Genomic DNA, 13,387 nt, shown 5'->3' with positions numbered 1-13,387 from the left:
TCACTGTTATTGTTTATTTTGTTGGTCGCCTAAAAGTTTCTTAAGTGTACTTAGACCTTCAAAAATTTTATGAAGTTCATCTTCACTTCCTCTACTCATTGTGCTTTGTATGTTTTTTTCAAACTGCTTTTTAAAAATTTCATGCATGTCATTAAATTTGGGTGATATACTTACATAAACTACCCTCTTATCACTTTCACTTCTTTCTCGTACTACCATTTCCTGTTTCTCAAGCCTATCGACGATTCCCGATACAGTACTATTGGATAAACAAAGCTGCTGGCTAAGTTCTGTTATCTTCATCTTCTTTTTTTTGCTTAAAAGTCCGAGTACCATGCCTTGAGGTGCAGAAATACCTGTTTCACAAAGCACCTTACTTGTATTATGTTTAAACAACTGCATAACCTCTTGAAACAGCTTTGCAACCTCTATGCTATCATTTAATATTTCCACTACAACACCACCTTAAAATATATTTCGTTCCAGTACATTTCGTATACGTATATTTCGCTTACGAAGTATATTATATTCCCAAAAAAAAATTATGTCAATACCTATTCAAAAAAACAAAAGAACAGACTAAAATGTCTGTCCCTGTGAGAGTATAATAATTATCTTGCAATTTCAATTAATTTTTATCCTCATTTGGCTTCTCATCGTAATCATCCTCTAGTGCATGCTCCATTGCAATACCAACATCACCTATGGATTCTTCACCCACATTTTTCAAAGTATCCTCAATTTCATCTCTATTAAGATTTATATCTTCAACTATACTTGCATCTTCATCAATATCCTTTTTTATATTTCTATTATTATCTTCTAGATTGTTAGTAACATTTTTTTTTGTTTCTCTAGAGCAATTTTTAGTGAATAAAGCTACAGCAGCACCTCCAATTGCAACACCCACTACTGCTAAAGCCAAAAAACTTTTATGATTGCTAACCTTTTGTTTTTTTCCATTAAATTCAATGTTTTTTGCTAATTTGTCTAAATAGTTCATAATCTATCTCCTTATATAATTTTTTTGCTTACTATATTATATTGTTTCCTTATTATTATAAAAAATTCTGCTTGAGCTCACTATATATTAAGTTAAACATTTAATAAAATTTAACTAGAGTATTATATAAACATTTGGTACCATGTTTATATGAATATTTTTTAATGGGTAACTTAAAAATAAAATAAGCACTCTAACAACGAAAGGAGATAATCTTATGGATAAAAAAATTTATAACAAAAAAGGTAAAGAAGAACTAAAAAAGACACTGACTCCTACTCAATTCGAGGTAAGTCAAGAAAATAGCACAGAAAGATCTTTTGATAATGAGTATTGGAATAATAGTGAAGAAGGAATTTATGTAGATATTAATAGTGGAGAGCCATTATTTACCTCTCTAGATAAATTTGATTCAGGCTGTGGGTGGCCTAGTTTTACGAAGCCACTAGTGGAAGAACATGTAAAGGAAAATAAGGATGTAACCCATGGAATGATAAGAACAGAAGTAAGAAGCAAATATGGTGACAGCCATTTAGGACATTTATTCAACGATGGTCCAAGTGAAAAAGGTGGATTACGATATTGTATAAATAGTGCTGCATTGAAGTTTATACCTACTAATAAACTTAAAGAAGAAGGGTACGAGGAGTATCTAGAACTATTTAAAAAATAAGGTAGTTCTAAGAAACATTAATAACTTCAGAAGGAGATTTACCCTTCTACTGAAGTTTTTTTCTTTGCTATAATATAGCTACACCAACATATAGAGCTTGTCAGCTTGCTAAAAATCTCTGTTTCTATTTTACTGATTTTTTAATTCTATAGAGCATGTGCCATAATTTCTTTTCGAACTTCCTCTTCTCCCATTTCCCTGAGCTTTTTAATATAATACTCCATATCTAAAGAAGCCATTATATCTTTTCTTTTTGAACATGACTCTATATTCTTTAAAAGCTCTTTTCTAAAATCGCCTAATATATTTACAAATATACTATAGTTATCATCAAATTGAAGATCTAATTTCTTTCTTAGTAATTTGCTATAAAAGGGACATTTACCATTAGTAGATACTGTTATTGTTAAGTCCCCTCTTTTAACTTTTGCAGGAACTATAAATCTACTACTTTCTAAATCATCTACTACATTTACAAGAATATCTTTTTGCTCGCAGTCACTAGCTATTTCAAAATTAATGCCCCTATCATTAGTGGCTGCAATAACTATAAAAGCACCTTTAATATATTCTCTTTTATAAGTATCCTCAATATATATAATGCTTTTGTCCACATTTTCAACTAATGAATTTATGTTTTCATTAATTTCCTTGGAAACTAGCGTTACTTTAGCTCCATATTCAATAAGCTCATTAACTTTCCTAAAGGCAACATTTCCGCCTCCAACAACTAAACATTTTTTATTTTTAATATTAATCATCATCGGATAGTATTTAGTCATAGCAGCATTCCCCCAAAAATTTATGTGTTTCAATTAATACTATTTAAAATTTTAATGCTCACTAGTCAGTATTTTTATATTGACCAGTGAGCATTATGACTACATTTCCATCTTAAAATTAATCTTCCTTAAGCCATCTGCAAGCATCTATTGCATAATAAGTAATTATAATATGCGCACCCGCTCTTTTTATTGATGTTAACATTTCCATTGCAATATTTTTCTCATTAATAAGTCCCTTTTCAGCTGCAGCCTTAACCATTGCAAATTCACCACTTACACTATAAGCTGCTATTGGCACATCAAATCTATCTCTTGCCCATCTTATTACATCAAGATATGAAATTGCTGGCTTAACCATAACAATATCAGCACCTTCTTTTATATCATCCTCAATCTCGCACATTGCTTCACGTATATTTGCTGGATCCATTTGGTATGTTTTTCTATCTCCAGATTGTGGTGCAGAGTGAGCAGCTTCCCTAAAAGGGCCATAAAATGCAGATGAATACTTTGCACTATAAGACATTATTGATACATTTTTAAAATTATTTTCATCCAAGATATTTCTAATAGCCCCAACTCTTCCGTCCATCATATCAGATGGAGCTACCATATCCGCTCCAGCTTTTGCATGGGACAGCGCTATTTTTTCTAAATAATGAAGTGTTGCATCATTATCAATTACACACCCGTCCATTATTCCACAATGTCCATGGCTTGTAAACTGACACATGCATATATCTGTAATTACTAAAAGCTCTTTATTAAGCTCCTTTATTTTTCTTACACCCCTTTGAACTATTCCATCATCTGTCCAAGCGGAAGTTCCAACCTCATCCTTTGTATCTGGAAGTCCAAACAAAATAATACCCCTGATTCCAGCCTCTTGTATCTCATCTATTATTTCATAAAGCCTGTCCACTGAATAATGATAATTTCCTGGCATTGATGAAATTTCTTCTTTTATATTTTCACCCTCTACAACGAATATTGGTAATATAAAGTCCTTAGGTGTTAATATTGTCTCTCTTACTAAATCTCTTATTGCTGTGCTTGCTCTTAGTCTTCTTCTTCTATTAATCATTTTTTTCTCCTTTTAATTGCAACAAATTTTTGATTATTCCATCACTAGAATATTCATCGCATACACTATATTTAATATTGTTTTTACTAAGTTCACTGCCCGTTATGGGACCAATGGCTATACATTCTTTTTCTCTTATTCTATTTATTCCTAGCATTGATATCATATTTTTAACCGTTGAAGGACTTGTGAAAATAACAATATCCACATTATCAAATGCAGCCTCATTTTGAAGTGTGCCCTCCACAGTTTCATAAATAGGAACCTCATCCACATCGCAATTAAGTTTTCTAAGTTCATCTCCTAGATATGCTCTGGAATTTTTGGACCCAGGAATTAATATTTTATCACCAGGTTTTGCATGTTTTTTAATCTCTAATAGAAGAGACTCAGAAACAAATTGCTCTGCAATAATTAAGGGGTTTATTCCCATGTTTCTTATTGCCTGGGCTGTAGCAGGACCTATTGCACAAAATTCCCCACCTACTTTTCTAATATCAAATGCACTAGCCTTTAAATATTTAAAAAATAAATTAACAGCATTTACACTTGTAAAAACTAGATAATCATACAAATTTAGTTTTTTAATATAATTCACTAAATTTTCTGAGGTATCCACTATCTTAATTGAATTTATGGCAGTTACCTGGGCACCTAAATCAAGCAGTTTTTCACTAATTTCTTCGCTTTGCTGCTTGGATCGTGTTATACATATGTTTTTTCCAAATAGAGGTTTTCTTTCATACCAATTAAGTTTCTCACTTAAACCAACAACTTCTCCAACTACAATTATACAGGGAGATGCAAGGCCCGATACTGCTACCTTACTACATATATTACTAAGAGTTCCCACAACTTTTTTCTGCTTTGAAGTAGTTCCTCTCATAATAACAGCACAAGGGCACTGCGCATCCTTATTATTATCTATTAGTGAATTTGTTATAATCTCTATATTTTTAAGTCCCATTAAAAATATCAATGTTCCAGTTAAACCAGCTACACTTTTCCAGTTTATATCTAATTTCTCTGCACTTTGTCCAGTAAATACATGAAAACTCTGAGATATTCCCCTTTGAGTTACAGGAATTCCTGCGTAATTTAAAACAGCTATAGCTGAGGTAATTCCTGGAATTACTTCAAATTCAATTTTCTCATCTTGGAGTCTTAGGGCTTCCTCACCACCCCTACCGAATATATATGGGTCACCTCCCTTTATTCTTCCGACGGTTTTTCCTTCTCGTGCTAGGTTTACAAGCATATCATTTATTTCTTCTTGGGTTTTGTAATGACATCCTGGCTCCTTACCGCAGTAATATATTATACATTCTTCATTTAAATATTTTAAAAGACTATCATTTGCAAGCCTATCATATAAAACCGCATCACACTTTTCAAGAATTCTCTTACCCTTAAGTGTTAAAAGTTCTTCATCTCCAGGGCCTGCTCCAATCAAATATACTTTTGACATAAAAAGCACCGCCTTCCCTTAATCATTTATTATCTTTTCACCAAGTAATTCTCCAAGCATTATATAATCATATTTGCTTCCCAATATATCTTTTTTAATATATTTTCCATTTATCTCAAATACTCCTACTATATACATATCCTCATTTTGCACCCTAGCATATGCTCCAATTGGAGAATGACAGCCTCCATTTAATCGTCTCATAAAACTTCTTTCTGCATCCACGCATATCCTAGTTTCATGGTGCTCTATACTTTTAAAAATATCAATATTTACATTAGTCTTTAATGCTTCAATCCCAAGAGCCCCTTGACCAATAGCAGGTACAAACTCATCCACATCAAGATACTGGGTTATAATGCACTCCATACCTAACCTTTTCAGTCCAGCAGCTGCCAGTATAATTCCATCCAGATTTTCCTTTTCTATTTTATCCACCCTAGTTTGAACATTTCCCCTTATAGGTACCATCACAGCATCTGGTCTTAAATTCATAATCTGAGTAGAACGTCTTTTACTACCGGTCCCAATTCTAGCACCCCTTGGTAAATCCTCAAGAGGTATACCGTTCATGGATACATAAACGTCCCGAACATCTTCACGCATTGGCATTGATATTATTTCAAAGCCCTTTGGCAATGCATAAGGAACATCCTTCATGCTATGAACTGCAGCTTCTGCACGCCCATCCAGTATTGCCATTTCAATTTCTTTAACAAAAGCACCTTTACCACCTATCTTGTCAAGGCTTACATCAAGTATTCTATCTCCCTTTGTATCCATTAATATCTTCTCGCAACTTAATTTATGCTTCTGATATATCATGTTCATAACAAGATCAGTTTGAACCTGTGCCAGCTTACTTTTTCTTGAAGCTATTATTATTCCCAAATCATGACCCAACCTCTCTAAATACATATTTTATATTAGTCCAATCATAAAATCATGGCTAGTAATTTATCCATATCATCTATTCCATCCTCAAATCCACGTCCAATTACTATAGGGGTAATCCCACATTTAAAACAAGCCTCTATTTTCTCTGGTGTTCCTCCAACGCTTCCACTATCCTTCATAACAACATAATCCGCATTATATTCCTTAAATAAACTAATATTAAGATCTTCAGAAAATGGTCCTAGCATCCCAATAATGTCCTTCATTTTAATATTGTTATTAACACACTCCTGAATACTAAATATTGTGGGAAGTACCCTATATATAAATCTCTGCTTATCTTTTATCGCCTCAAAATCTTTTATATTCTTAATCCCAGTTGTAAATAGAATATGTCCCTGAACTCCTTTTAAAAATTCAATACATTCTGATATGGTGTTAACATAAACAACATTTTCAAATTCAGTTTTTTTACGTACAAATCTCAAGTATTTAATTTTAACCCTCTCGCAGGCAAGTCGTGCATTTTCACTGACTTCAATTGCGTAAGGGTGGGACATGTCTATTACAGTCTCAACGTGTTTTATTTTGATAAATTCTAGCATTTCTTCATAATTCATTCTCGAAACCACAACATTTTCATGTTCATCGTCTATTACCTCACTGCCACTATAGGTTGCAACAGATATAATATACTTAAGTAACCCCTTTATTTTAGATATTAAAATAGTGCTTTCTGTGGTTCCTCCAATAATCCATATCAAAGGTTGTAACCCCTTGGAGTTATCATTTTACCATCTTTTATATAGGTTTTGCTATTACCAATAAGTACAACTGTCATCATATCTATAAATTCAAAATCCACAGTGTCAAGAGTTACCATTTTCCTATCATTACCTTCTCTACCTGCATTTTTTACAAGCCCTACTGGAACTTCTCCGTTCTGATATTTTCTTATTATTTCAATTGCTCTTTTTATTTGAATTTTTCGGCCCCTGCTCTTTGGGTTATATATAGCTATTACAAAATCAGCACTCGCTGCCGCTTCAAGCCTTTTTTCAATAACCTCCCAAGGTGTAAGTAAATCACTAAGGCTTATTGTGCAAAAATCATGCATAATAGGTGCTCCCAGCTCTGATGCAGCGCAAAAAGCAGCACTAACTCCTGGAATTACCTCAACTTCTATATCGCCAGCTAGTTCAAGTATTAACCCAGCCATACCATAAAGACCTGGGTCTCCAGTGCTTATAATACAGGTATCAATTCCATTTTCAACTTCCTGCAAGGCCAATTTGCATCTTTCAATTTCACCCTTCATACCAGTTGAAATAATTTTTTTACCTACTATTATATCTTTTACCAATTCTATGTAAAACTTGTATCCAACCACTACTTCACATTTTTTTATTACATTTGCCGCCTTATATGTAAGATTATCAAGACCACCAGGGCCAATACCAACTACGTAAAGTTTAGCCATTATTTTCCTCCTTTAGAAATAGCAATAGTTATCCCATTTATTGCAGTTCTACCAACTATTATTTCTCCACCAGCAATAAATGCGCAGGGCTCACATACTGAAGATACTCCAATTGTCTGCTCAACAAATGCGCTTTTATTAAATCTACCCTGAACTACCTTAATAGCTTCCCTTGAAATTACCAGCATTTCACATTTTAAATACTGACAGGCATCTATTATGCCTTTTTCATCCTGCTTTACATCAACGGTTGCAATTTGTTTTATACTATTTATACTTAAATCATTATCAATAAATACTGTCATTAGCGCATGAATTATCTCGTCCATGGTTTTTCCACGTCTGCAACCTAGTCCTACTGTGATATTTTTAGGTCTTAAAATGCAACTAGGTTTATCATAATTAATATGGAGTTTTGAACAAACAAATATTGCTCCTGCTTCATGATGCTCTACAATACTTCCATATCCTATTTTAGCTTCAATTTCAGATTGGATCTTTATATCTTCTCCAGAAAGCATCATAGATGTTATTTTTTTTGCATCGCAAAAACTCTCAATAAAAAGATTATTTCTTTTTGCAAACATGTCAACTGCTTCTATTCCTCTGCCATCTGAGGCTGTTGTAATTATGGCTTGGCATTTAAGACACTCTGCTATGCTTTCTGCAAGCTCATTTGCCCCACCAATATGCCCTGACAAAAGACTTATTGAGTACCTTCCCAGGTCATCCACCACAACTATCGCAGTATCAACAGTCTTATTTTTTATAAAGGGCGCTGATATTCTAATTGCAATTCCTGTTGAAGAAATAAAAACAATTCCATCATAATCCTTAAAAATACTATTTAGATTAATTTTGTAATTTTCCTTAGAGTATATATGTACTTCATAATCTGAGGAATACTTTATTCTCTCTGCAATAGCTTCTCCACTCCTTGTAAAGTAAAGACAGGCAATTTTCATTTTACTCCCTTTCGGAAGGCATGGGTAAATCCAGGATGGTATAATAATGAGCGTTCATATTCTCCCTCTATAAAGTATCCCACTAAAATTTGAGAAAAATTCCCTATCCCCTCAGCTTTTACTTTTTCAGCTATATTGCAAAGCCTCCCCATTACAATTTTTTGCTCTGGCCAGGTGGCTTTATAAACAACTGCTACTGGAACATCGGAACTTCCATAACCCTTAATAAGTTTTGCAACTACATTTTCAATATCTTGAACTGATAGGAATATAGCCATAGAGCATTTATGCGCAGCAAGCTTTTCTAAATCCTCCTCAGGTGGCACTGGTGTTCTTCCTTCCATTCTAGTAATTATTACAGTTTGGCTTACATTTGGAAGAGTAAATTCTTTTTTAATGGCTGCAGCACTTGCCGTAAATGAACTCACTCCTGGAATAACACTATATTCCATATGGTGTTTATCAAGTTCATCCATTTGCTCCCTGATTGCTCCATAAATTGATGGATCTCCAGTATGAAGTCTTACAACTATTTTATCACTGTTTTGCTCACTTACCATTACTGAAATAACTTCTTCAAGAGTCATTGAGGCACTATTATATTTTTCAAAACCACTTTTGCAAAATTTCAAATGTTCTTCCCATACAAGAGAGCCGGCATATATAACTACGTCTGCTGCTTCTAAAATTCTTCTTCCTTTAACTGTTATTAAATCAACATCCCCTGGTCCTGCACCTACAAAATAGATCACTATTATTTCCTCCTTGCATATATCAAAGACATATAATCGTTGTCGCCTAGTATTTCTGATTTTTCATATATTAATGTTTCATTTTCCTGTGTACACCTTTTCACACAAACATATTCAAACCCATGTTTTGTTAGTTTATCCATTATATCTAATTTGTTTTTTATTATCTTAAGTACACAAACTGTATCAACCCTCTTAAGTATTTCCTCGTCTAGAGTCCCATCTGCAAGGTAAAAGCTTTCATCCCTTAGCGTTAGGGGCAATGAAAGTCTTGATGCTGCTGCATTAAATGAAGTTATCCCTGGAATAGTTTCCACATTAAGATCCATTTTTTTAAGCTCAAACATCAAATATAAATAAGTACTGTAGGTCATTGGATCACCAAGGGTTAGGAATACTCCAACTTGGCCCTCACCCAGTATTTCATCTATTTTAATAGCTGCATTTATATATCTTTCCTCATTGTCTTCACCCATAGGAAACTCAATTTCAATAACCTTCTTGTCCACAATATAATCACTAACTATTTTCCCTGCAAGACTATTTCCCTTGCTACTTGGCAAAAACACATAATCACAACTACGAATTAGATTATAACCCTTAAGTGTAATTAGCTCTGCGTCCCCTGGCCCTACTCCTATCCCATAAATCTTCCTCATATTTTTCTCCCCTTAACTATATATACAGGGTTTTGACCCTTCATAAGTCCGAGTCTATCCATAACTGCACATTGAATAAGTCTAACCTCAATATCCTCATAGTTTAACTGCTTTAACAAATTTTTAAATTGGATCATGTTATCAGGGATAATAAAATTCCCGCAAATAAGTCCACCACTTTGTTGCTTTTCACTTACAGCGCAAACAATATCGTGAAGTTTTCCACCACTTCCACCGATAAAACATTTATTAAAACCGTAAGTACTGGAAAGTACCTCTGGAGCATTTCCGCCTATAATATTTACGCTTGTATTAAACTTTTCAGCATTTTTTAAAATAAGCTCTAGTCCTTCAGTCTCTTTCTCAACTGCAAATACTTTTGCGCCAAGTACCGCTGCCTGAATAGATATTGAACCACTTCCTGCACCAATATCTAAAAATACATCTTCAGATGATATATCAAGCATTGCAAGGGTGAGGGCCCTAACCTCAAATTTAGTCATAGGAATCTTTCCACGTATAAAATCCTCATCTCTAAGCCATTTCATTTTCTATCACCACCACTGATATATTCCCTGCTATTTCTATTTCGCCACCTATATCATTAATTAGTATAACTTCCTCATCATAAGAAAGGTTATACCCAGTATATATTTTTCCAACTACCCCGAGTTCATATAATCTTTTTGATATAAAATTAGGGTTGTTTTTGCTATCCGTAAGTATCACTGATAGCCTACTTTTAATAACTTTTGAGAGACTTTCTTCCCTTCCATGAAGACTTATAAGTAAGGCATCCTGCCAGCTCTTTTTTAGTTTTGACATCATATATTGGAAGGAAGAAATTCCTGGTATTACCTCTCCAACTACAATCCCCTTCTTTATTAGGTAATCTATAATACCGAAAAAACAAGGATCCCCTGAGGCAAGTATCGCTGTATTTACATTAGCATCTAAGTTTTCTATTATACTATCAACCCTATTTACTTCAATAACATCATTTACTAAAATTTTTGCGGTGCTAGCTATTCTTCCAAATGCAATAACCCTATCTGCAGATTTTATTGCATTTATTGCTTCCATTGTAAGATAATTTATATTTCCTGGCCCCATTCCAACAACTTTAATCATAGCTTCCTCCCAAGTATTCCATAATCCATTGAATACATAATTACATGGATGCTAAATTCATCATCCTTAAGATATCTTTTGATTCTATCACTGCAGCCAGCTATCATATTATTTATCACAACAGGATAATTGCTATCTATTATAAGCTTAAGTGCCTCTTCTGAGGTTTTACATTCATTAACAGAATTTATTAATGCACGGGGTGCGCTGTTTAATGCAAGATAATAAACAAAAGCTTCAATCCTAACATCACAAATCTTACTATGTGTATTAAAGGCTCCAATGGATAGCTTGCATAACTTTCCAATATGACCCACAAGGGTTATTTTATTAAAGCCCTTATTTTTAGAGTAAAGCAACATATCACCTATAAAGTTTGATATTTTTATTTTAGCTCCCTGAAGATTTAAATCTTCAACAACTTTTTCACCATAATTTCCAAGAAACAGCACTATTTCTCTTGTTCCCTTGTCATAGGCATCATCAATTTCTATATAAATACTTTTTTTAAGCGCATCTTCAGACATGGGCTCAACTATTCCTTTTGTTCCAATTATGGATATACCATCAATTATTCCAAGATTTGAATTAAAGGTTTTTTTAGCTATTTCTCTTCCCTTTGGTGCGTAAATCAATACATTAAACCCACAATTTGACACCTTTAATAATTCATCTGCAATCATTTTCCTTGGAACAGGATTTATTGCCGCTGTGCCACTCTTTCCCCAAAAACCACTTCTTGTAATTCGGCCTATGCCCTCTCCTCCATCAATGACGATTTTAGAATCCTCTCGTTTAGACACTCTTGCGTATATCTCTATTTTGTCCGTAGAATCAGGATCATCTCCTGCATCTTTAACAATGCAGCAATATGCATGATCTTTTTCTATATGAATGTCCAAGAGCTTCAATGTAAGAATGATTCCAGCTGGGGTATCTATACTTATATTTTCTAATTTTTCTCCACTTAGTAACATTTTAGCTGCAGCCTTTGCTGCCCCAGCTGCGCAGCTTCCAGTTGTATATCCACATCTAAGACTTTTTCCATATTTTATTACGTAGTGATCATTCATCGCGATTGCCGTCACTAGCCATATATATTAATGCATTTACTATAGATGCTGCCACGTTGCTTCCGCCTTTTGTACCTATTGTTGTTATTGAAGGAACATCAAATCCCCTAATATATTCTTTAGATTCTGCGGCCCCAACAAATCCAACGGGAACCCCAATAATAAGCTTTGGTGCCACCTTATTTTCATTTATAAGCTCACCAATTCTATATAAGGCAGTGGGAGCATTACCTATTACAAAAATATCAACTTGGCTTCTTGCCGCATAATCCATAGATGCCATGGATCTCGTTATTCCCTTTAATTTTGCATTCTTAAATATTTCCTCGTGTCCAATAAAACATTCCACGGTGCAGTTTAGCTTTTCAAGTGCTCTTTTATTTATTCCAGAAAGTCCCATAGTTGTATCAGTTACAATTCTGCATCCACCCTTTATTGCCTTAATACCTTCCTCTATTGCTCCTGATTTTATACTCACTATGTTTTTATAATCAAAATCTCCTGTGGTATGTATTGTTCTTTCCACAACCTTAAGTTCCATTGGAGTAAGTCCATGATCCCCAAGCTCAGCCTCAATTATATCCATGCTTTTATACTCTATTTCCATAGGTTTTTTTAAATACATGTTAATTCTCCCTCTGAATTTTCCTTAAGGATATCAGCAATTATCTTATTGTATCCGATTGGTCTTGCCAATGATATTTTAAGGTCTACATACTTAGCTTTAACTTCTTTCAAAATTCCAGGAATATCATCTTTAATATGAATTCCGCAAAAAAGAAAATATGGAACAACTACTATATTTCGAGCCCCATTTTTATACATAATATCAATTGTATCCGGTATGTTTGGCGCACATAACTCCATAAAACACCCCTCTACATTATCTTCTACCTTTAACTTAAAATTATCTAGCACCTTATTAAAAACCTCTAGTGCATCTTTTGATCTACTTCCATGTCCAACAACTAATATACTCTTCATCTATTTACTCCTCTCAACTGAATTTTCAACCTTTTAAATTACTATAATCAAAAAAATACTCGACCTGCAAAAGGTCGAGTAAAAGATTTTATAAAATAAAATGCCTTCACATCCCATGTGAAAGCAATATAATGCAAGAAAAAAGCATGTATAATTGCCATCCCTTCCCTCCGTAGGATAAAGCTGTATATCATCTAGGCAGGTCTCCTGGCTTGCGGGTCACTCTCCTCCAACCTTCCCAGCGCTTTGCCAGTGGTATGAATTTGTCTCCGTGTACAGTAGCGGGGGCTGCAGTGGATTTAGACCACTTTCCCTATTAAACCTTTAAAAGGTACCTTAAATAACTATTTATTAAGTTAAACTTATTATAAAGTATATTTTCCTTTATTGCAACACCTGTGCAATATTTTAATATTTATATAAGTTTCTATAT

At 33.8% G+C, this 13,387-nt stretch carries 17 protein-coding genes and 1 riboswitch; of the genes, 1 reads left to right on the top strand and 16 read right to left on the bottom strand.

The features are described from left to right. Positions 1-6: 6 nt before the first annotated feature. On the bottom strand, positions 7-453 hold the full coding sequence (locus G9F71_RS11520; protein WP_125005699.1) for a MarR family winged helix-turn-helix transcriptional regulator: 447 nt from the start codon (positions 451-453) through the stop codon (positions 7-9). A gap of 175 nt (positions 454-628) precedes the next feature. Then, on the bottom strand, positions 629-1,003 hold the full coding sequence (locus G9F71_RS11515) for a hypothetical protein (protein ID WP_164948174.1): 375 nt from the start codon (positions 1,001-1,003) through the stop codon (positions 629-631). A 217-nt stretch (positions 1,004-1,220) separates the two neighbouring features. On the opposite strand from G9F71_RS11515, the gene msrB reads away from it, so the two are divergent. Then, positions 1,221-1,676 carry a peptide-methionine (R)-S-oxide reductase MsrB gene (gene msrB, locus G9F71_RS11510; protein WP_164948175.1) on the top strand — a complete coding sequence of 152 codons (456 nt, stop codon included), beginning with the start codon at positions 1,221-1,223 and terminating at the stop codon, positions 1,674-1,676. A gap of 146 nt (positions 1,677-1,822) precedes the next feature. Here the strand turns inward: msrB and G9F71_RS11505 are convergent, their stop codons facing one another. From G9F71_RS11505 to G9F71_RS11440, 14 genes are all read right to left on the bottom strand, one after another. Continuing rightward, on the bottom strand, positions 1,823-2,458 hold the full coding sequence (locus G9F71_RS11505; RefSeq protein WP_164948176.1) for a bifunctional precorrin-2 dehydrogenase/sirohydrochlorin ferrochelatase: 636 nt from the start codon (positions 2,456-2,458) through the stop codon (positions 1,823-1,825). Between the two features lie 118 nt (positions 2,459-2,576). Further along, positions 2,577-3,545: a porphobilinogen synthase gene (gene hemB, locus G9F71_RS11500; RefSeq protein WP_164948177.1), complete on the bottom strand. Its 969-nt coding sequence runs from the start codon at positions 3,543-3,545 to the stop codon at positions 2,577-2,579. Next, positions 3,538-5,013 carry a uroporphyrinogen-III C-methyltransferase gene (gene cobA / locus G9F71_RS11495; protein WP_164948178.1) on the bottom strand — a complete coding sequence of 492 codons (1,476 nt, stop codon included), beginning with the start codon at positions 5,011-5,013 and terminating at the stop codon, positions 3,538-3,540. Before cobA ends, hemB begins: the two co-directional genes overlap by 8 nt. A gap of 18 nt (positions 5,014-5,031) precedes the next feature. Then, the gene (gene hemC / locus G9F71_RS11490; protein WP_164948179.1) at positions 5,032-5,904 is read right to left on the bottom strand and encodes a hydroxymethylbilane synthase; all 873 of its coding nucleotides are present in this window, start codon (positions 5,902-5,904) and stop codon (positions 5,032-5,034) included. A gap of 44 nt (positions 5,905-5,948) precedes the next feature. Next, entirely contained in the window at positions 5,949-6,674 is a 726-nt protein-coding gene (gene cobK / locus G9F71_RS11485; RefSeq protein WP_164948180.1) for a precorrin-6A reductase, read from the bottom strand. Then, a complete protein-coding gene (gene cobJ / locus G9F71_RS11480) occupies positions 6,671-7,390 on the bottom strand; it encodes a precorrin-3B C(17)-methyltransferase (RefSeq protein ID WP_164948181.1) in 720 nt (239 codons plus the stop codon). Before cobJ ends, cobK begins: the two co-directional genes overlap by 4 nt. Further along, the gene (gene cbiG, locus G9F71_RS11475) at positions 7,390-8,355 is read right to left on the bottom strand and encodes a cobalt-precorrin 5A hydrolase (protein WP_164948182.1); all 966 of its coding nucleotides are present in this window, start codon (positions 8,353-8,355) and stop codon (positions 7,390-7,392) included. Before cbiG ends, cobJ begins: the two co-directional genes overlap by 1 nt. Beyond that, the gene (cobM, locus tag G9F71_RS11470) at positions 8,352-9,107 is read right to left on the bottom strand and encodes a precorrin-4 C(11)-methyltransferase (RefSeq protein ID WP_164948183.1); all 756 of its coding nucleotides are present in this window, start codon (positions 9,105-9,107) and stop codon (positions 8,352-8,354) included. The genes cbiG and cobM overlap by 4 nt, the downstream gene beginning before the upstream one ends. Positions 9,108-9,109: 2 nt before the next feature. Continuing rightward, entirely contained in the window at positions 9,110-9,766 is a 657-nt protein-coding gene (cobI, locus tag G9F71_RS11465) for a precorrin-2 C(20)-methyltransferase (protein WP_164948184.1), read from the bottom strand. Next, complete coding sequence (gene cbiT, locus G9F71_RS11460) at positions 9,763-10,314, bottom strand: precorrin-6Y C5,15-methyltransferase (decarboxylating) subunit CbiT (protein ID WP_164948185.1); 552 nt, start codon at positions 10,312-10,314, stop codon at positions 9,763-9,765. The genes cobI and cbiT overlap by 4 nt, the downstream gene beginning before the upstream one ends. Further along, positions 10,301-10,897 (bottom strand): precorrin-6y C5,15-methyltransferase (decarboxylating) subunit CbiE, encoded by a 597-nt coding sequence (gene cbiE, locus G9F71_RS11455; RefSeq protein WP_224626340.1) that lies wholly within the window; start codon positions 10,895-10,897, stop codon positions 10,301-10,303. Before cbiE ends, cbiT begins: the two co-directional genes overlap by 14 nt. Next, positions 10,894-11,970 (bottom strand): cobalt-precorrin-5B (C(1))-methyltransferase CbiD, encoded by a 1,077-nt coding sequence (cbiD, locus tag G9F71_RS11450; RefSeq protein WP_164948186.1) that lies wholly within the window; start codon positions 11,968-11,970, stop codon positions 10,894-10,896. The genes cbiE and cbiD overlap by 4 nt, the downstream gene beginning before the upstream one ends. Further along, positions 11,963-12,601: a precorrin-8X methylmutase gene (locus tag G9F71_RS11445; RefSeq protein WP_224626675.1), complete on the bottom strand. Its 639-nt coding sequence runs from the start codon at positions 12,599-12,601 to the stop codon at positions 11,963-11,965. The genes cbiD and G9F71_RS11445 overlap by 8 nt, the downstream gene beginning before the upstream one ends. Further along, entirely contained in the window at positions 12,586-12,954 is a 369-nt protein-coding gene (locus G9F71_RS11440) for a sirohydrochlorin chelatase (RefSeq protein ID WP_164946900.1), read from the bottom strand. Before G9F71_RS11440 ends, G9F71_RS11445 begins: the two co-directional genes overlap by 16 nt. 179 nt (positions 12,955-13,133) lie before the next feature. Further along, positions 13,134-13,308: riboswitch (cobalamin riboswitch) on the bottom strand. Positions 13,309-13,387: the final 79 nt, after the last annotated feature.

It is taken from the genome of Clostridium sp. FP2 (assembly GCF_011065955.2).
Taxonomy (GTDB): Bacteria; Bacillota; Clostridia; order Clostridiales; family Clostridiaceae; genus Clostridium_AD; species Clostridium_AD tagluense.
The sequence above is the reverse complement of the archived record's forward strand: the minus strand, read 5'-3'. Positions and strand labels throughout refer to the sequence as shown.

Bases quoted from the DNA above. Each gene is read 5' to 3' on its own strand.
- cbiG (WP_164948182.1), bottom strand. From the start codon at position 8,355: ATGAAAATTGCCTGTCTTTACTTTACAAGGAGTGGAGAAGCTATTGCA.
- cobJ (WP_164948181.1), bottom strand. From the start codon at position 7,390: ATGGCTAAACTTTACGTAGTTGGTATTGGCCCTGGTGGTCTTGATAAT.
- cbiT (WP_164948185.1), bottom strand. From the start codon at position 10,314: ATGAAATGGCTTAGAGATGAGGATTTTATACGTGGAAAGATTCCTATG.
- msrB (WP_164948175.1), top strand. From the start codon at position 1,221: ATGGATAAAAAAATTTATAACAAAAAAGGTAAAGAAGAACTAAAAAAG.
- hemB (WP_164948177.1), bottom strand. From the start codon at position 3,545: ATGATTAATAGAAGAAGAAGACTAAGAGCAAGCACAGCAATAAGAGAT.
- G9F71_RS11515 (WP_164948174.1), bottom strand. From the start codon at position 1,003: ATGAACTATTTAGACAAATTAGCAAAAAACATTGAATTTAATGGAAAA.
- cbiE (WP_224626340.1), bottom strand. From the start codon at position 10,897: ATGATTAAAGTTGTTGGAATGGGGCCAGGAAATATAAATTATCTTACA.
- cbiD (WP_164948186.1), bottom strand. From the start codon at position 11,970: ATGAATGATCACTACGTAATAAAATATGGAAAAAGTCTTAGATGTGGA.
- cobA (WP_164948178.1), bottom strand. From the start codon at position 5,013: ATGTCAAAAGTATATTTGATTGGAGCAGGCCCTGGAGATGAAGAACTT.
- cobI (WP_164948184.1), bottom strand. From the start codon at position 9,766: ATGAGGAAGATTTATGGGATAGGAGTAGGGCCAGGGGACGCAGAGCTA.
- G9F71_RS11440 (WP_164946900.1), bottom strand. From the start codon at position 12,954: ATGAAGAGTATATTAGTTGTTGGACATGGAAGTAGATCAAAAGATGCA.
- G9F71_RS11505 (WP_164948176.1), bottom strand. From the start codon at position 2,458: ATGACTAAATACTATCCGATGATGATTAATATTAAAAATAAAAAATGT.